The organism is Rouxiella sp. T17 (genome assembly GCF_036663475.1).
GTDB lineage: Bacteria > Pseudomonadota > Gammaproteobacteria > Enterobacterales > Enterobacteriaceae > Rouxiella.
In genome coordinates, this window is sequence record NZ_JAWUEA010000008.1 from 1 (window position 1) to 16,743 (window position 16,743).

Annotated in this window: 17 protein-coding genes and 2 pseudogenes; 13 read left to right on the top strand and 6 right to left on the bottom strand. The window is 45.3% G+C overall.

Going from position 1 to position 16,743, the window contains the following annotated elements; all coding sequences use genetic code 11:
• Positions 1 to 474: 474 nt before the first annotated feature.
• The 5 genes from SC206_RS01875 to SC206_RS01895 all read left to right on the top strand — a co-directional run bounded on the left by SC206_RS01875 (position 475) and on the right by SC206_RS01895 (position 2,717).
• On the top strand, positions 475 to 720 hold the full coding sequence (locus SC206_RS01875) for an AbrB/MazE/SpoVT family DNA-binding domain-containing protein (protein ID WP_332733632.1): 246 nt from the start codon (positions 475 to 477) through the stop codon (positions 718 to 720).
• 1 nt (position 721) lies between these two features.
• On the top strand, positions 722 to 1,057 hold the full coding sequence (gene mazF, locus SC206_RS01880) for an endoribonuclease MazF (protein ID WP_332733634.1): 336 nt from the start codon (positions 722 to 724) through the stop codon (positions 1,055 to 1,057).
• A 200-nt stretch (positions 1,058 to 1,257) separates the two neighbouring features.
• Complete coding sequence (locus tag SC206_RS01885; RefSeq protein WP_332733636.1) at positions 1,258 to 1,461, top strand: hypothetical protein; 204 nt, start codon at positions 1,258 to 1,260, stop codon at positions 1,459 to 1,461.
• Between the two features lie 100 nt (positions 1,462 to 1,561).
• The gene (locus SC206_RS01890; RefSeq protein WP_332733638.1) at positions 1,562 to 1,777 is read left to right on the top strand and encodes a hypothetical protein; all 216 of its coding nucleotides are present in this window, start codon (positions 1,562 to 1,564) and stop codon (positions 1,775 to 1,777) included.
• 355 nt (positions 1,778 to 2,132) lie between these two features.
• Positions 2,133 to 2,717, top strand: coding sequence for a recombinase family protein (locus SC206_RS01895; protein WP_332733640.1), 585 nt, complete (start codon positions 2,133 to 2,135; stop codon positions 2,715 to 2,717).
• A 464-nt stretch (positions 2,718 to 3,181) separates the two neighbouring features.
• Here SC206_RS01895 and SC206_RS01900 read toward each other — a convergent pair whose 3' ends face one another.
• Entirely contained in the window at positions 3,182 to 5,053 is a 1,872-nt protein-coding gene (locus SC206_RS01900; RefSeq protein WP_332733642.1) for a DUF7380 domain-containing protein, read from the bottom strand.
• 483 nt (positions 5,054 to 5,536) lie between these two features.
• On the opposite strand from SC206_RS01900, the gene SC206_RS01905 reads away from it, so the two are divergent.
• Positions 5,537 to 7,288 (top strand): ATP-binding protein, encoded by a 1,752-nt coding sequence (locus SC206_RS01905; RefSeq protein ID WP_332733644.1) that lies wholly within the window; start codon positions 5,537 to 5,539, stop codon positions 7,286 to 7,288.
• 37 nt (positions 7,289 to 7,325) lie between these two features.
• On the opposite strand, the pseudogene SC206_RS01910 reads toward SC206_RS01905, so the two are convergent.
• A pseudogene (locus SC206_RS01910) lies at positions 7,326 to 7,510 on the bottom strand (tyrosine-type recombinase/integrase); the annotation flags it as partial.
• A gap of 10 nt (positions 7,511 to 7,520) precedes the next feature.
• On the opposite strand from SC206_RS01910, the pseudogene SC206_RS01915 reads away from it, so the two are divergent.
• From SC206_RS01915 to SC206_RS01925, 3 genes and pseudogenes are all read left to right on the top strand, one after another.
• Positions 7,521 to 7,823: pseudogene (locus tag SC206_RS01915) on the top strand (LysE family translocator); the annotation flags it as partial.
• 376 nt (positions 7,824 to 8,199) lie between these two features.
• A complete protein-coding gene (locus SC206_RS01920; RefSeq protein ID WP_332733646.1) occupies positions 8,200 to 8,541 on the top strand; it encodes a hypothetical protein in 342 nt (113 codons plus the stop codon).
• Entirely contained in the window at positions 8,538 to 9,176 is a 639-nt protein-coding gene (locus tag SC206_RS01925) for a LysE family transporter (protein ID WP_332733648.1), read from the top strand. The genes SC206_RS01920 and SC206_RS01925 overlap by 4 nt, the downstream gene beginning before the upstream one ends.
• On the opposite strand, the gene SC206_RS01930 is transcribed toward SC206_RS01925, so the two are convergent.
• A complete protein-coding gene (locus SC206_RS01930) occupies positions 9,147 to 9,965 on the bottom strand; it encodes a helix-turn-helix transcriptional regulator (protein ID WP_332733650.1) in 819 nt (272 codons plus the stop codon). The genes SC206_RS01925 and SC206_RS01930 overlap by 30 nt on opposite strands.
• A gap of 545 nt (positions 9,966 to 10,510) precedes the next feature.
• Between SC206_RS01930 and SC206_RS01935 the strand changes: the two genes are divergently transcribed.
• Positions 10,511 to 10,870 carry a hypothetical protein gene (locus SC206_RS01935; protein ID WP_332733652.1) on the top strand — a complete coding sequence of 120 codons (360 nt, stop codon included), beginning with the start codon at positions 10,511 to 10,513 and terminating at the stop codon, positions 10,868 to 10,870.
• 232 nt (positions 10,871 to 11,102) lie between these two features.
• Here the strand turns inward: SC206_RS01935 and SC206_RS01940 are convergent, their stop codons facing one another.
• Positions 11,103 to 11,384, bottom strand: coding sequence for a hypothetical protein (locus tag SC206_RS01940; RefSeq protein WP_332733654.1), 282 nt, complete (start codon positions 11,382 to 11,384; stop codon positions 11,103 to 11,105).
• Between the two features lie 368 nt (positions 11,385 to 11,752).
• Here SC206_RS01940 and SC206_RS01945 point away from each other — a divergent pair, with 368 nt between their 5' ends.
• Entirely contained in the window at positions 11,753 to 12,370 is a 618-nt protein-coding gene (locus SC206_RS01945) for a LysE family translocator (RefSeq protein WP_332733656.1), read from the top strand.
• A 140-nt stretch (positions 12,371 to 12,510) separates the two neighbouring features.
• Here the strand turns inward: SC206_RS01945 and SC206_RS01950 are convergent, their stop codons facing one another.
• On the bottom strand, positions 12,511 to 12,873 hold the full coding sequence (locus tag SC206_RS01950; protein WP_332733658.1) for a VOC family protein: 363 nt from the start codon (positions 12,871 to 12,873) through the stop codon (positions 12,511 to 12,513).
• A 57-nt stretch (positions 12,874 to 12,930) separates the two neighbouring features.
• On the opposite strand from SC206_RS01950, the gene SC206_RS01955 reads away from it, so the two are divergent.
• The gene (locus tag SC206_RS01955; protein ID WP_332733660.1) at positions 12,931 to 13,647 is read left to right on the top strand and encodes a helix-turn-helix transcriptional regulator; all 717 of its coding nucleotides are present in this window, start codon (positions 12,931 to 12,933) and stop codon (positions 13,645 to 13,647) included.
• Between the two features lie 164 nt (positions 13,648 to 13,811).
• Here SC206_RS01955 and SC206_RS01960 read toward each other — a convergent pair whose 3' ends face one another.
• Entirely contained in the window at positions 13,812 to 14,705 is an 894-nt protein-coding gene (locus SC206_RS01960; protein WP_332733662.1) for a LysR family transcriptional regulator, read from the bottom strand.
• A gap of 504 nt (positions 14,706 to 15,209) precedes the next feature.
• Here SC206_RS01960 and SC206_RS01965 point away from each other — a divergent pair.
• Positions 15,210 to 16,400, top strand: a complete 1,191-nt coding sequence (locus SC206_RS01965; RefSeq protein WP_332733664.1) for an MFS transporter — start codon at positions 15,210 to 15,212, stop codon at positions 16,398 to 16,400.
• Positions 16,401 to 16,743 lie beyond the last annotated feature (343 nt).

The following is a 16,743-nucleotide window of genomic DNA, read 5'->3' on the forward strand; positions in this document are numbered from 1 at the left end:
AAATCGTGGTGTGCCCATACGCTCCTCCTATGCTCAAACTATAGGGCAGGATCGTCTACCGGGGCGGGGGCAGTCCATTATGAGGCAAAAAAGTGTCTACGAAAGCCGGGTCTATTCAACTCACAACACAAATCGGACGGCCAGAGTTAATCCGTTGTAAAAAATCATTTAAATATTGTGCGCGATTGCAATTCGTATGAGTAATGGCGCGTAATAAAACTATCGAAAAGGCATTTGTGCCCCAGTAGCGGCAGCAGGACAGATTGAAAACTTATGCTTCAAATCATTCCGAGTCTGCTTAGATAATTCGCGCCATTTATTGAAACGCTAGTGCCCTCATGTTTAAAGCTCAAAAAATTGAATAACGTGCAGACTCTGCACTTTTGAATATATATCTATTAAGTATCAACAATGTCGAAACTGTCATATCTTTAAGGTAAAGTATCATCATTGTTGATACGTCGGAGGTGGGATATGGCTCAGGTTACAGTAAAGAAATGGGGTAATAGCCCTTCAGTGCGTTTACCTATTGCAATTATGCAAGCTGCAGCTCTCAGCGTTGATGACACTGTTGATATTCAAGTGGAAGATGGGCGTATTGTGATAGTACCGGTACGCGCTAAAGAATATTCTTTGGATTCACTTTTAGCCGGTGTTACCGCTGATAATGTTCATGATGAAATAGATTTTGGCACACCTGTTGGCCGAGAGGTTCTGTAAGATGGTAAAAGGCTATACACCTGACGCTGGCGATATAGTGTGGCTCGATTTCGATCCCCAAGCTGGACATGAGCAGGCAGGTCATCGCCCCGCAGTTGTACTCAGTCCCGCCACCTATAATGGTCGCATAGGATTAATGTTATGCTGCCCTATGACAACCAAGATAAAAGGCTATCCCTTTGAAGTGATTATTCAGGGAAATAGAGAAAGCGCTGTTTTATCCGATCAGGTTAAAAGTCTGGACTGGCGCGAAAGTAACGCCAGCAAAAAAGGTGCGGTAAGTGCTATTGAACTTGCTGAAATACGGGCAAAAGCCAAAGCACTAATCGGAACGTGAATACGCAAAAAAGGAGCCGAAAGGCTCCGTTTTCTTATTCATGTATTCGCCAGTACCCATGCAATACTCATCACGATTGTCCACATGGTCTGCCATTAAAAACTCAATAAGAGTGCGAGGGCCGCAGAATTGGCACTGCACTATAGTGAAGCATCAAACTTAAAAAAACTGACTTTAACTATAATAAATTGGAGAGGAAAATGGCATTTGACTTTAAAAAAGCATCAAAAGAAGCTCGTGATCAGGAATATAAAAAGATAGCAAGATTGATTGGAGAAGATCAATTTTTCACTAAGAAAGAATTAAACCACTTACCAGAGGTGCTTTCTGAAGGGGAGCAGGTACTGGCTTTTTCATCTGGGTTTATGGATGGATCTACCGGTGCTTTTTGCGTCCAATTGTAAAGTGCTCATATTGGTTTCATCTGAATGGTCCGCGGTTGCAAGCTTTGGCTCTGTATGCTTTGTTATATATAGACAATAGACATTTTTTTGGAGTCAAAACATGGGAATTAGTCAGGCTGAACTGGAAAAAATCAATCACGATATTAAAACATTACGAGCCCAAACAATGGCAATGGTCGATAAAAGCACAGCCGAAGGTGCTTCCAGAAAATTATTTCTAATAAGTTTTGAATTTTGGGGCCCCGTTGCAGCAAGTCTAATTATCTTAACTATCGGCGGTGTTGTGGGTTTATTGTGTTCCAAGATTTTTGGATAAACATATCATCCAGTGTTTGTTGTAGTGCCTCACACTCTCTTTGACAAACCCAGCGTCGGCTGATGGGGTCATACCCATTTTGTAGTAATGTGTCCGATGACTTGCTCGACACCGGGAGCAATCGTCACGTACTCCTTTTCACGAATGGGCGATATAACATCCATGAACTCCGATTTAGCGCCTGCTTAACCTCTACTGCTTAACTCCTACAGGTAGTTCATAAGAGTTATTACTTTATACTGACCGAAATCGGTCGGTTTCGTACACGCTACATAGGCAGCGTCCGAAAGTGAGTGAAATTCATTTCGTACATGCTTTATAATACGTACATCCATTTCGTACGGAAAGTAACACTATGTCACGAGTTTTTGCCTATTGCCGGGTATCTACACTTGAGCAGAACACTGAAAACCAGCGCAGAGAAATCGATGCAGCAGGTTTCGCCATCAGACCGCAGCGTTTAATCGAAGAATATATCAGCGGATCAGTCGCTGCTGGAGAACGCCCCGGATTTATGCGGCTGCTTGATCGAATGGAAAATGGTGACGTCCTCATCGTTACAAAGCTGGACCGCCTAGGACGTAACGCTATGGATATCAGGAAAACGGTTGAACTGCTCGCCACATCAGAAATTCGCGTTCACTGTCTGGCGTTAGGCGGTGTAGATCTCACCAGTCCGGCCGGCAAAATGACAATGCAGGTTATTTCTGCTGTCGCTGAGTTTGAACGAGACTTACTTCTTGAGCGCACCCATGCAGGTATTGCCCGGGCTAAAGCTTCAGGCAAACGTTTTGGCCGCCCGCCTGTCCTGAGCGAGGAACAAAAACGAGTAGTAACAGAACGTCTTAATGCCGGGATAAGCACCAGCGCCATTGCGCGTGAATTTAATACTACCCGGCAAACCATACTCAGGGTAAAAGCAGGGCAACAACAACCCTGAATACAGAAACTGCTTCAGACGTGACCGTCCGCTTTGTGCCTAAAGCGGAAGTAGCTAATGGCAATTAGTGTTGATTAACGGGGAGCAGGTCAGTGCGCATGTCTGACTCCTCCCAGTAACTGACACCATAGCAAAATAGATTGGTTACTGGGAGTGAGAGATTTAGGTATGAATTTCAGATTTAGCTGTTTTTTGCCTATATAACTGGGCAATCATCAAACTCGTTAGTACATGCATCGTTGATGATATGTGTCATCACTCCCAGACTAGACAGCATCACTCAATTCAGAGCGTCGCTTATAATTAGTTGAGTATCTCATAAGATACCCACACATCACGCATAGCTTAGTGCTGAGCTCAAGGCGTTAAGCTATGCCACAACTTTCATTCGGGCAATTATCAGATTTCAAAATTACTGGCTGGCCGCTTTGTGCTAGGAACGGATATTAAAAAATAATACTAATTCAAAGAGTAAGCTCAATCTGGGGTGCTATCTGTTCTTCCCAATAATCGAGAATTGGCAAACATATCAGACTATAAATAAACCAACATGCATATACACTGTCTGTACTATAGCAATCACCTGCCGTCAGTTTACCATGTGCAACTTTATGCCGAAGAGATGGGCCTGCTTTATAATGAAATAGTAAATCAATTTCATTAACTATATTTTCCCCCAGAACGGCAACTAAGTCGTCTCGCCTATTATCCAATATCCCAGACAATGAGCGATCCTCCTGATTTTCTCCCTCAATAAATTTTGAGGTATCGCGGCCATTACAAGCTAAAACATGACGTAATGTATTCTCAAGTTGGGGTATGAGAATATATGAAGCGGATACAAAATCACCTTGCCAAAAGCGGGAAAAGCCTAGACTAAAGATATGTTCATGCCCATAAGGAATGAAAGGACTTGAATTAACAATTGCATCAAAGTGTCTTAATTCAAGGGGGAAGTTAAGCATCACAGTAAACCTTGCTGGTTTTATACCAGCCTCAACAACAGTGTGTCGAATGAGATTCATCGTTGTAAGAGAATTTGCCTTGAACCATTCATCACATGGACTATCACCATTGAATGAACTTGAGGTCTTTGTGATTACTTTTCCTTCCCTGTCGATATGTAATGTATTGGGAAAAAGAGACGCAAGGCCCGAAGGTCTATGTTCTAAGGCTGTTTTCTGCAAATCTTTAACGGCTGGAGAAACACTTATAAGAGCAAAGTGATACAAAATTTCTGGTAGATTAAATTCTTCAAATTTTTTTTTAGTTTCATAAAATACCTTCGACAAATCAAAAGGTACACTAATTGTTGACATTTCACTTAAGCTAGCCTGTTGTAAAGAACGCAACTCAATGCTTAATTTTTCGATCCACTCTCGAAACTGTCCTGCAACTTGAAGCTCAATAATAGCCTGACGAGTCCATGAAGCTTTAGCCGCATAACTTGAAACTTGTTCACACATTCGCAAAGTTTCATAAGTTAATTGTTCTAAGCAGCGGCGTCGCCCTTCCATGTTTTTAGCTTTTTCATGGCATTTCGCGGATAGTGCCCAAACTTTTTTTCGAGCCTCGGGATAATCGCTTTTACTTCCTGTGTTAACAAGCAGCTCTCCATCCTGTGCAACTTGTTGCCATGTTTTTAACTTATATCCAGTAGCTAGCTCCCCGATTCTCTGGAAAACCACATAAAGACATTTTTTAAATGCCAACTCATAAAAATTTTCGAAAATGTCTATTAGATAATTCGGGGTGAGGTTGCGCTTACTTATAGAAGTATTAATATATAGAGCTCGCTGTAATAAATTAACTAATTCAAATATAAAACTGTAGTTAGGAGCCTCATTATTTTCCATATTTACTATGCGGGTTTTTATAATTTCACAATAGGCTTTTACAGCTTCAGCGCCAGCTTTGTATTGGGAGCGATCATTTGACCATACAACATCCGCAATACGAGCTCTTAGAGCAGAGTGACCGATATCAAAAATGATGGTAGCAAGTATTAGATTTTGGTTCTTATGCAATGCTGATGGCGTTAGCATTGTTTGTTCACTATCTTGCCATCGCGGACGCCATGTATCTGCAGGATCGTCTGATGACATCCGAAACGTACAAAGTGTTGCCAGAAGATTGTATGCACGTTGGCCAGCTATATTACCGCTTTTGTAGGCATCTGAAGCCAATTTACTAAGCTCAAGCCACATTCTGGAGTCGCATAGACCTAAATACTCTTCTAAAAGAGATGAAATCCCAACATGGTAGAAATCATCAACACTTACTTCTTCCAAAGTAATATTATTATTTTTATCCTGCTGGTCTGATGATTTAAACATAGCCACCTCATTTTTTTGATAAGTAACAGTTTTCCAATTTAAACTGTTTTCAAATGATTTTCTTAGTTCACTTCTTCATGAATCGCCGAGAATTTAAAGCATATCTTTCAGCTATTTATAGAATGTCCTCGGCGCAGCGACCGCCGAAGTGATCGTTTGTGATGAGCGTCCGTTCCTCGCTCAAAGCAGACCTGATAGTAGTTAGTCTATCCGCTCCGTGCCAAAGGCGGAACTTGCTTACATCATGCTATGTTAGTTTGCCGAGAGCAGGTCAAGCGGCCCACGCCCATGACGACGACAAAGGTGCGCTTCCATCATGCCGATGATGAAACGACAGACACGACAGACGAGCACTTTACTTTTAAAGTCATCAAGCTATATGATTCCTGAGAAGATACAGACGAAAAATTACATTCGTAATCGCTAAAAGAAGCGAAATATTCATTTCTAACTAGAAGATTTAGAATCTCTAATGGAGTGCAAATGAGTCTTATTGGTATCGAGGAAAGAGCATTAACGGCAGTAACTTTGGGAGAAAGCCATTTCAGGGAGTTCAAAAGTGCACTTCAGGGGCCACCAGAAAAAAAAGAAAAAAGGCCCACCAAAGATATTTCGACAAATATCGCACAAACTCTTGTTGCATTTGCAAATGCTGATGGCGGCGAGCTACTTATCGGCGTCGAAGATAACGGAGAAATCACTGGAATAAATGATTTCAATGACACTGAAATAAACACCCTCCTGGATGCACCAAGAGTTAGAGTACACATTGATACTCCTTTAAATTCTGTCAGAAAAAAACTAATAACGATAGAGAACAAAAGAGTGATTTATTTTTCAGTTGAAAAGAGCACTGAGGTCATACATATAACATCAGATGGAAGATGCTTACAAAGAAAGGATTTAGAGTCAGTTCCAGTACCTCATGAAAATATAAAATTTGACCGGCAAGACAAATTATCCAGAGAGTATGATAGGCAATTCATTGATGCTGCCAAGGTCGACGACTTAGATATTGATCTTATCCGAACAGTATCTGATGTTATTTTGAAAGGAATGTCTCCTGAGAAATGCCTTCAATACTTGAATTTAGCAGAGTTCGGAACTAGTAAACTAAACTTGAGAAGAGCTTCTTTGCTTTTATTTTCTAAAGAATATATTCGATGGCACCCTAGATTACAGGTCAGAATTATAAGAGTAGATGGGACAGAACTCTTAACAGGAAAAAATTATAATGTTGTAATGGATGAAGCAATAGGCGGGAATATTCTAAATCTTGTTGATAAGTCATGGGAGGCATTGAGACCTCATTTAGTACAAACAAAAATTGATAAATCGGCTCGATTCGAACAGAAAACTATTTATCCAGAGCTAGCCTGCCGAGAGGCGTTGCTGAATGCAATAGCCCACAGAGATTACTCTCAAGAAGGTAAAGGTGTTGAAGTATACATCTTTAATGACAGATTGGAATTCAAAAGCCCAGGAGCATTACTTTCGACCATCAGGATTAAGGATATAATTAATCAAACAGGGGCGCATCAATCAAGGAATACATATATAGCAAGAGTCTTAAGAGAGTTAGGATATATGAGAGAATTGGGCGAAGGAATGCGAAGAATTTATCAACTAATGCAAGAAAATGAACTAACACCTCCAGAAATTAGAGAGAGCCAGGATGGTTTTAGCATAACATTATTTAACAAACCCATATACTCGAATAAGGAAGCATTATTCTTAGAGCAGTTTGATAGATTTAACTTGGATAAAGATATGAAAGCAGTGATCCTTTTAGGTATAGATGAGGCTGTATTCTCTGCGCAGAATATATGGGATGTCGTGGGGATAGTAGACACCGAACATTATAGAAGATTAGTTGAAAAGCTTTGGCGTTTAAAAATTTTAGAAAATAAAGTCGATCGCGAATTGGCTAAAAAAATCAGCCGTAAAGAAAAAACACCTTTTAAAAAATATCCACGCTATTCAATCTCTTTCCCTAGTAGGTCTCCTCAAACTACTCAATCCACAGTAATAAAAAACACCACCATCATTAGTGGAAAAGTAAAGAACGTTTACCCTAAAGGATTTTTTGGATTTGTAGTTGATGAGAAAGGTAATGAATACTACTTCAGACTGAGTGAAAATAAAACAAATGATAAGTTGGCAGTTGATCAACCTGTAAAATTCCAGATAAGTCATAGTAAAAGAGGTGATATTGCAATAAATATTACAAATTAACATGTCAGCGTTAATAAAACTCGCTGAAAAATAAATATCAACATTTTACTAATTCATAAGGAGGAATATATTCCTCCTTAGCTCCATTCAAATAATCAGCCCACCATTGAACCATCAAACGACGTTCATCCAAGTGCTCAGAAGTGTAGCCGCACGTACATTATTGTGCTCAGAATGGCTCAACTGACGCCCTATCACGTCATCACTCCACAAACCCGACTCCACTATCTGCCTGAGGAAAAAGGAAAAAATATCTGACAGGAATGCAATTAAGGAAGCCGTGTTGAATAGACTGACTAATCCAAAATCCCTGCTTTTCATTTCTGAGTTTATCGATTTGACCGCTAGCCCGGTCTGGCTGCAACTACATGTTCTGTGCAGTATCCAGAAACTGACTGGAATTTTGTTTCTTGGATCAGTGACAATGGCTTCAGGAACATTTGGAAACTGGCTTGGTAAACACTTTGGCTTTACCAGTTTTACAGGCGTTGCCATGATAGGACTTTGCATCCGCATGTTCGTCGGTCTGATGTAGTATCAAACTTGCGAAATAATTTTCATTTACCGATGTACCAATGTCCGCTTCTCGCTCACAGCGGACCTAAGCCACCTCACAAGTCTGCCAGGTGCCAGAAGCGGACTTCGCTCTAACCGAATTCTGTTGATTTATGCGGTGCAGGGCAATTCTCTCAGGTATAACGTCCCTTACGCTCTGTCAGTGCCTTAGACTGGCAGGCCCCGCTTGATCATGCTTTTCTACACGCCCTTTAATTTACTGCGGAGTGAAGAAGTCGGTTATGGTTCTGAAGTGAACTGTTCTTTCCGACCCCCATCGCGCAATTCCTTCCAATACCGATTACAGATGCAATGATTAAGTAAGCTTCTCGTTACTGATAATAGAAGGGAATTTCATGTTTACGACGCCGTTCTGGCCCGCTGCTGACTCATACCATATCCACACAATGGATATTTCTCTGCCCGACTTACTTTCGCCCGCGGCGCTGGACCTTTTCCACCAGGCTCGTCTTGCAGAGGCGGCCTGTCAAATTCATCCGGTTTCTACACGGACCGGGAGTACGCCAATAGCAATGACACACTCCGTATTGCAGGGTGATACAGAGGCAGTCCTGGCGTTCCTGCAATGCTATTCACCTCATCATCAGCGTGAAGATGCGGATCTGCTGCTGAACCGGTTGGGTAAAACTGTCGACATGATCGAGTATGACCAGAAGCTCAAAGGCTTTACGTTATGATCGAGTTTTCAAATGGTTTCTTACTGAGCCTTTCGCTGTGTCTTGATATCGGGATTGCCAATATCGCCATGATTACCCTTGCCATGCAACGCGGATATTTTCATGGTTTCTGGCTGGGAATGGGGACTTGTGTGGGTGACCTGGCATATGCATTACTGGCACTGGCGGGAATGGCCGTACTGCTTCAGTATGAAGCAGTACGCTGGATACTGTGGATTGGCGGTGGTGCGATGCTTCTGTGGTTCGCCGGCAAAATGCTGATGGCCGCTTTCAGGAAGGCTTCGGAGCTTAACGTGAGCGAAACCCATCAGTATCGCCCGCTGCTGCGTGAATTTGGCCGGGGCGTGGTGCTTGCCATGTCTTCCCCTACGGCCATTCTGTGGTTTGCGACAGTGGGAGGTGCGCTGATATCTCGGATGGGCCAGCATAGCGTTACGGCAACGTCCTGGTTCCTGAGTGGCTTTTTCATCGCGGGAATGTTCTGGACCTGTGTCTTGTGCCTGGTTGGAAGTTTTGGAGGCAAACTGCTTGGTCAACGCCTGCTTAAATATTCCTACATAGCCTCAGCGCTCATATTCAGCTATTTTGCGCTTTACGTGATTGTGTCAGGGTACCGGGACTTTATGGTGACCTGATCTGACATGCGAAGCATAGTGATGGGGTGTTGTTCCCATCACTTTGCGAAATGCATTAATGAAATGACTCTGATCGTAAAATCCCAGCATTATAGCCGCATCGAGCGGATGCACGTTTCTGCGAAGCAAGTCGCGGGCATGGTGCAGACGAAGCTGCATATGATACTGCAGAGGCGGCATACCCGTATGCCGGGTGAAGAAGCGAACAAGATGATATTTGCTCATCCCCGCCAACTGCGCGAGCATCTCCAGCTGCGGTTTTACGCTTAGGTGCTCCCGCAAGTATTCGATAACAACATTGATTTTCTGTTCATCACCTCTCTGAAGTAGAGCTGGCGTCTCAAGCAGCTCACCACAAAGTAAAATCAGTTCCTGCTCCTCATCCATGCCCCGCTCCAGCCGGGCTGATGTTGCAAAACGGTACAGCCCGTCAAACAGGCGATTGTTATTGATTATGCCTTCTCGCAGAACAGGGGCTTCATGAGCGCTATTGAGATTATCCTCATCTGCAAGCATTTTTATCACTGTCTGGGGTATGTGCACACTGATGAATTCCACGGCTTGACTATCAAAATGCGAAGCCTGAATGGTTCCCGGATTATATAAGGTAACCTGACCACTTTTAACATACGCGGTTTTCCCTGCCAGCCAGATTTCCTCAACCCCCGTCAGGTTTGCGCTGATGACATATTCATCGTGAAGATGTTTCGGAAAGCCCGAATTACGAGCTCTGACCCGTGAACACTCTATGCCATTCCTGCTAAACCACTCTGCAGATTCTAGTGACAACGCATCTGACCTTATGCAGTAATATTGAATAATTATTAATGAATGATAAAACCATTTACTGAGCACTTTTTCAACTGATGGTTTTAGGGCGCCAGCGAATAAATTATCCTCCGGGCGCAGTCTGCCAGTAATCGGACATATTCCTTCCTGACCAGACCGTGCCCGCACGGCCGGGTAAATCTAGCTGGCTTTGCCGGTTAGCTCACCCTGACACACGTCCTGGCAAGCAGAAAAGGGACAGAAGGACGTTGTTCCTTGTGTCCGCTTTGTGCCAAGAGCAGACGTTTCCAACATCAGCATGCACTAATCGGTTGAGAATAGATCTTACTGCATAGCCATGCAGACTCGCCGGAATCATCAGGGAATTTTTCAGGGTTTGAGCCGAGAAAAAAGTGCCAGAAACGCCCTCTGGCCGCAGAATCGCGCTGAGGGGCCCTGCGGGGATGCGGCCAAGAACTCTCATGTTAAATACATCTTTGCTGGACACCGGAGCGCTACAACTGACAGTCTGTAGTCTGGTTAACTGACAAACTACAGGGAGAGTTATGACAAGCAAAACTATCTACGTTGTTCACAGTCCCAGCCCCACGCTGGGACGATCTCCGCTGCAAAGAGGCTATTTCCCGTACGCGCTTACCGAAAATTTTATTAAATCCCTTCAACTGGAGCTGGATAGGATCGGCACGGATTACCGGGTTATTGCTGATGATACCGAGTCCGATATTGAGATTCTGATAACGCGTAATCCCGTTCTTCTCGTCTGCGCCCCAGGTCTTCGCTATCAGTTTTACCATCGGGGCTTCGACAAACAGAAAATTATCTGGTTAGACGTTATGGAGTATTCCTCCGTAGATCCCCGTTCTGTGCTCAAGAGACTTGCGGAACTGGCTTCTGCTGATTTATAACAGGGTTGTTATGTTTATTGTGGCAGAACCTTCCTGTCGCCATCATTTGACGTCCGCTTCCAGCTCGAAGGGGACGTTGCTAACACTGAAATGTTTTAACCTGCGGGCAGGTCACTGCCTATCAACTTTGCCTGGATTTTTTGTTGGCGATGGTCAAGTAAAATACGATCGGATAGCTAAATGGCATGCAATTGTGAAGTTATAAAGCGGGAAAGCTATATCGCCCCAAAAATCAGTCGGCTTCGCCGCGCAGCCGGTGGCGGTAATATTTAAGGGCAACGTATGTCACTATTTGGCCGTACAGGAAACCGCCCAATGCGGCCATCAGTACGCCGCCCACCATACCGAATAAATAGACGCCCGTGCCCGCACAGCCACCGCATAGCGCGATCCCGCACCAGGTTTCCCGGTGCCGGAAAGCGGACTTATATGCGCTCCTCCACCGGCTTCCGCGTTCCCGCAGGGGCAAATCGGCCAGTTCGGGAATGCTTTTCAGGGTCCAGTAGATTTTCACGGTAGTGTCCTTGTGCCATTGATTAATCAGGAATAAACATAACCTGCCGGATAGAAAAATGTTTTGCCATTATTGCCGCTCTGCGTCGGCGGCTGCACGGCAGGATAGCCTGTGTCTCTTAAGTACCGCCGGCACGCCGGAGCATTTCATCAGGCGCGGCCCAGTACCCGGAATTTCGTACGTACGAAATTTTTCCGCTCTTTAAGCCTAGGGCAGGATTCGCAAAGCAATAGAAAAGGTTGGATGACTGTGTGGCTTAGCGGACGTTGTTGGCATAGTGTTATGTTGTTAGTCGTGAGCAGTTCATAGGGTGTGCGGTTCGCGCAATGAGGGAGCAGTCTGACACTGACTAATGATGGAGAAGATGAATGACAAGTGGTTTGATCGCGGTTTCTGCTATTGGCGTAGCTATCCTGTTTGGCGCAATGAGCCCGGGCGTTAGCTTTCTTCTCGTCGCCCGAATGGCCATGTCCAGTTCGAGACGGGCGGCTTTATCTGTTGCTGCAGGTATGGGGTTTGGTGCGTCTGTTTTTGCTGCCATAGCGTTAGCAGGTCTTCACACCCTGCTGACTCTGGTCCCATCACTTTACACAGGACTTAAGATTGCAGGCGGTTGCTATCTTTTATGGCTGGCGTTGAAAATGTTTCGTCGTCCTTCAAACCGTTTTAATGATTCTGCCGGTACAGAGGAAGTAAGCGTCTTGAAAGCGTTTATGACTGGCGTATTTACGCAAATCAGCAATCCCCATACTGCACTGGTATTTGCCAGTATTTTCTCGGCAGCGCTTAGCAAAAATATTCAGCCTGTTATGTACATCATCCTGCCCACAATGGCATTCTTTATTGATGTGCTCTGGTATGCGATCGTTGCATGCTTATTATCAACTGACGGGCCACGTCAGGCTTACATTAAATACCGCAAGGTTATAGATAAACTAAGCGGAGGCGTTATGGCCTTTTTGGGCATACGACTGCTGTTGAAGTGAGTCTGACGAGTACGATGTTTTTATTGGAACGAAGTGCTCAATGTCCGCTTTTCGCTCACAGTGGACGCTGGCCAGCGCCTGTCTGCTTTGTGCCAGAAGCGGACGTTTCAGGTTTAAACATGGGCAGGTAAAAGTCTTTATTAGTCCGGTATACACACCCGGATACGGTGCCCGTCGGGATCTAACGCAACGAACGTCTTGCCAAAAACAGCCTGCCTTGGCTCCTGTTCTATCTGCACACCGCAGTCTAGCCACTGCTGATATAGCGCATCAACCTCCTTAATATCTTTAACCATAAAACTCAGCTCAGTTCGGTTACCTTCACCGCAGGATGCAAAGTCACTCGCCGTTGTTGACCATAGTCCGAGGTTCAGGCCGTTTTTGAAGGAAAAAGCCGCCCATGTTGGAAGCATTACGTCTGGTTCTTTATTAAATAGCTTTTGGTAAAATCCGCTGCTAGTGATTGGGTTATCAACATAAAGAATGATCAGGTTAGGAGTCATGAGTGTCACTCGTCAAAAAGAAAGAGACTTCACTATCGCAGGGGGCATTGACAGAACATGTCAGCATCAGGACCGAAGCGTGCAGAGCGCCTACTCAATCTTCTACAGATTTTATATCAGCATCGATATCCGGTAAGCGGAAACTGGCTTGCTAAAGAACTCTCCGTCAGCCTTCGCACGCTTTACCGTGATATTTGCGCGCTACGTGCTCAAGGGGCTGACATTCAGGGAGAAGCTGGGACGGGGTTTATCCTCTCACGAAGCCATCATTTGCCGCCTATGATGTTTACCCCTGAGCAGCTCGACGCACTGGCGCTCGGATTGCGTTGGGTATCAGCATATGGTGACGCAGGTATCGCAAAAGCAGCTTCTGAAGTTACGGGTAAGATCCGGCAAGGTCTGCCCGCAAAGTTAAAGACGCTGTTTGATGAATCGACACAATTAGTTGGAAGAACTCAGGTTGCCCATCACAATTTTGAAAATCTGAACTCTCTTCGAAGCGCCATCAGGAGGAGACAGAAAATCCGGACTGGCTATACAGACAGGCTGGGTAATGTGAGTGAAAGAACGATATGGCCTTTCGCCTTAGGTTACTTTTCTGGTGATATTGTGCTTGCGGCATGGTGTGAAAAACGTAATGCCTTCCGCCATTTCAACGTAACGCGATTAACATTTCTTCAGCTTGTGCCTGAAAGTTATCCCCATTCCCGTCATCGCTTACTCCAAATGTGGCGCAGTGCGGGTCTGGATAACACAATTCCCGGGCGTGCCTGAACTGGGTGCCAGTGTTCCAGGATATTCAGGCCTGCCCATATTTATGAATATGTCCGCTTTTCGCTCATAGCGGATAGTCCGGCCGCGTCGTGCCAAAGCCGTACATTACCAATGCCAACCTTATCCAGCATTCAGACAAATATCTGGAAGTAAGAATAAAATGTTTATGGAATTGTCAGTTGAGCTTTATATCCATCCAATACTGTAATTAAATGGTCTGCGATTGCTCTGACTCGCCGTGAACCAGCTAAATCTGAATGCATCACCAGCCATAATGCCTGATCCAAACCGATATCAGGATTAACACAATGCAGACCGTTTTTCCTGGCCATAAAATGTGGCAAAACCCCTAAACCTAGGCCAGCTGAAACTGCGGATACCTGTGCCACGAGTGTGTTTGCTTTCACTCTGCATGGCCTGCCGCGAAGCATCCGCGATATCCATCGTGCAGCAGGGAGGTGTTGGTGTGACTCCGACCAGCCCACATAATTAGCGTTATTCAAAGATAAACCCGCGGGTTCACTAGCCAGTATTTTTAGATATGCATCTTCACCATATAATCCAAACCCTACGGTTCCGAGACGTTTTAACGTCAGATTCCCGCTGTCAGGTTTGACCATGCGTATTGCTATATCGGCGTCTCTCCGATGCAAATTGACTGACTGAACACCGCTGAGCACTTCCACCCGTAGCTCAGGATGCTTTTCCAGAAGCCCTTTCAGCGAAGGCACGATAAAATGCGTGGCCAGATTGTCTGATGTTGCCAGCCGGACAAGCCCTGCAACATTACCCTGCAGTTTCGCTGTTTCACCGAAAGCAAGACCCGCATATTCGAGTGCCTCAGCCCGTTCCAGCAGAGCTTCTCCATCATCCGTCAGCCGGTATCCGCTCTGATGCCTGCTGAAAAGTGGTACTGCTAGCGACTGTTCAAGCCGGTCCAACCTTCTGGAAATCGTTGCAATGCCCATTTCCATCGCTTCTGCTGCACCACTTAGCGTACCCGCACGAACGATTGCCAGGAAAATCCGAGTATCATCCCAGTTAAAACCTGTTTTCATATCTTTTTTCCAATTATGGAAAACGGCTCTCCGTTTTCAGGCCTGTTTTATCACTTTCAGTAGGATGATACTGCAGTCCTAACAAGGAGATAAACATGCAAAAACGTAAACTGACATCATTCCTCAACGTATCCGCAATCGGCCTGGGCTGTATGGGTATGAATGAATTCCATGGCTCGCGTGACGACGAGAAATCAATGACAGAATTGCGGTGAGCAAGGCTTTAAACCTTCGCAGATAGCGCTGGCCTGGTTACTTGCTCTGGGCGGAAACATTGTGCCTAAACCTGGCACATGCAATCGCCATCATCTGAGTAAAACGTCATTGCACTGGCACTGGATGTTCTGCTCCGTTGCGCTGAGCAGAAGGGGCTGCGTAACGCCGTATCCGCCATTCCCATTGCCTGAGAACGCTACACGCCAAAAGGAATGACGTATTTGCCTGAAACCGGCACAAAATCTCTTCCGTAAACTTCGCCGAATATCTTTTAAGAGTAATTATTACATGAATGAAACGATTTTAAACGTAAGCCCGGTGCCTGCACGCACCTGGCTAGCTGTCACAGCACTTGGCATAAGTGCATTTTCAATTGTGACTAGCGAGCTTGCGCCGGTTGGCATGCTCAGTACGTTAGCGAAGGATCTAAATCAGACTGAATCTGGTGCGGGTCTTGTCGTGACCGCATACGGCTGGATTGCCGCACTTGCAGCTCTTCTTTCCGGAGCGATGCCAGCGCGAATTCCGCGGAAGGCTCTGCTCGTTGGCCTAATGTTTATGCTTGGACTTTCCTGCATCGCGGCAACCCGGACGCATTCAATGAGCGGGTTTATGAGTGCCCGCATGGCTGGTGCATTGGCGCACGGCGCTTTCTGGGCATTAATTGGCACCGTAGCCGCACAGCTCGTTCCGGCTGAAAAGCTTGGGCTGGCCACGTCAGTCATTTTTGGCGGCGTTTCGGCCGCCAGCGTTTTAGGTGTACCGCTGTCCAGTCTAATTACAGGTATGACCGGATGGCGCAGTGCATTTACAGCGATTTCCCTGCTGGCGCTTGCCACTGCTTGTGTTTTATTTTGGACGCTCCCTACTCTCTCGGCGCCAAAACCACTGAGACGGAGTGTTTACTGGGGGATATTCAAAAATCCGTTGCTCCTTTCCCTCTATGGCGCAACTGCCTGTATTATTTCGGCGCACTTTGCAGCATTCACTTACTTGGAACCCTTGTTGATGAAGAGCCAGGGAGTACCGGCGGGTTCCATTTCAGGTCTGTTGCTGATGTCAGGACTTTCTGGACTGGTAGGAAATATCATTGCCGGTAAGCTAATCGATCGCCATATCAAAGGGCTTATTTCCATTTCACTGCTCCTGAGTGCGGGCGCGCTTGGCATGCTTGGCATGGGAAGTGCGGCACCGCTTCCTTTCTGGTTCACAGGCATGCTGCTTGCAATTTGGGGCGCGGGTGTCTCAATTGTATTCGTTGGATTGCAGACATGGTTGCTTCGTAGCGCTGGAGACGCAGCACAACCGGCGTCAGCTATTTACGTTGCCATTTTCAATGCAGCGATTGGTGTTGGTGCGCTTGCCGGAGGACAGATGTTAGCCATAATAGGTTTTCAGGGCATGGCCTTACTGGCTGCGAGCATCTTTCTGTGCGGCATGACAATTGTCTTAATGCTAAAAGTCCCGAGGATAATCTGAACTGAAGGGTTAGTACCGCATTCTAAAAAAACTGCTTTAACCGGCAGTCATGAAATAAGGGGAGTTAGCAAACACCCCTTTTTATATATGCTTAAACTTTATTAGCACTGGAATGCGCCCAGTCCTTTAAACATTATCTGTTTCAAGGCGAGGCTTTAAGAAGCACCAGCTCCTGAAGAGTTCATCGAATCGACAATGTCCGCTTTTCGCTTGAAGCAGACCTGACAGCTGTTGGTCTGTCTGCTACGTGCCAGGGGCGGCATTGCAAATGTTGCGTCATGTTGGTTAATATTAAAAATGCTACGTTCCAATATCTATTTTCATGGGGAAACAGGGGAATAAT

Bases quoted from the DNA above. Each gene is read 5' to 3' on its own strand.
- SC206_RS01875 (WP_332733632.1), top strand. From the start codon at position 475: ATGGCTCAGGTTACAGTAAAGAAATGGGGTAATAGCCCTTCAGTGCGT.
- mazF (WP_332733634.1), top strand. From the start codon at position 722: ATGGTAAAAGGCTATACACCTGACGCTGGCGATATAGTGTGGCTCGAT.
- SC206_RS01885 (WP_332733636.1), top strand. From the start codon at position 1,258: ATGGCATTTGACTTTAAAAAAGCATCAAAAGAAGCTCGTGATCAGGAA.
- SC206_RS01890 (WP_332733638.1), top strand. From the start codon at position 1,562: ATGGGAATTAGTCAGGCTGAACTGGAAAAAATCAATCACGATATTAAA.
- SC206_RS01895 (WP_332733640.1), top strand. From the start codon at position 2,133: ATGTCACGAGTTTTTGCCTATTGCCGGGTATCTACACTTGAGCAGAAC.
- SC206_RS01900 (WP_332733642.1), bottom strand. From the start codon at position 5,053: ATGTTTAAATCATCAGACCAGCAGGATAAAAATAATAATATTACTTTG.
- SC206_RS01905 (WP_332733644.1), top strand. From the start codon at position 5,537: ATGAGTCTTATTGGTATCGAGGAAAGAGCATTAACGGCAGTAACTTTG.
- SC206_RS01920 (WP_332733646.1), top strand. From the start codon at position 8,200: ATGTTTACGACGCCGTTCTGGCCCGCTGCTGACTCATACCATATCCAC.
- SC206_RS01925 (WP_332733648.1), top strand. From the start codon at position 8,538: ATGATCGAGTTTTCAAATGGTTTCTTACTGAGCCTTTCGCTGTGTCTT.
- SC206_RS01935 (WP_332733652.1), top strand. From the start codon at position 10,511: ATGACAAGCAAAACTATCTACGTTGTTCACAGTCCCAGCCCCACGCTG.
- SC206_RS01945 (WP_332733656.1), top strand. From the start codon at position 11,753: ATGACAAGTGGTTTGATCGCGGTTTCTGCTATTGGCGTAGCTATCCTG.
- SC206_RS01950 (WP_332733658.1), bottom strand. From the start codon at position 12,873: ATGACTCCTAACCTGATCATTCTTTATGTTGATAACCCAATCACTAGC.
- SC206_RS01955 (WP_332733660.1), top strand. From the start codon at position 12,931: ATGTCAGCATCAGGACCGAAGCGTGCAGAGCGCCTACTCAATCTTCTA.
- SC206_RS01960 (WP_332733662.1), bottom strand. From the start codon at position 14,705: ATGAAAACAGGTTTTAACTGGGATGATACTCGGATTTTCCTGGCAATC.
- SC206_RS01965 (WP_332733664.1), top strand. From the start codon at position 15,210: ATGAATGAAACGATTTTAAACGTAAGCCCGGTGCCTGCACGCACCTGG.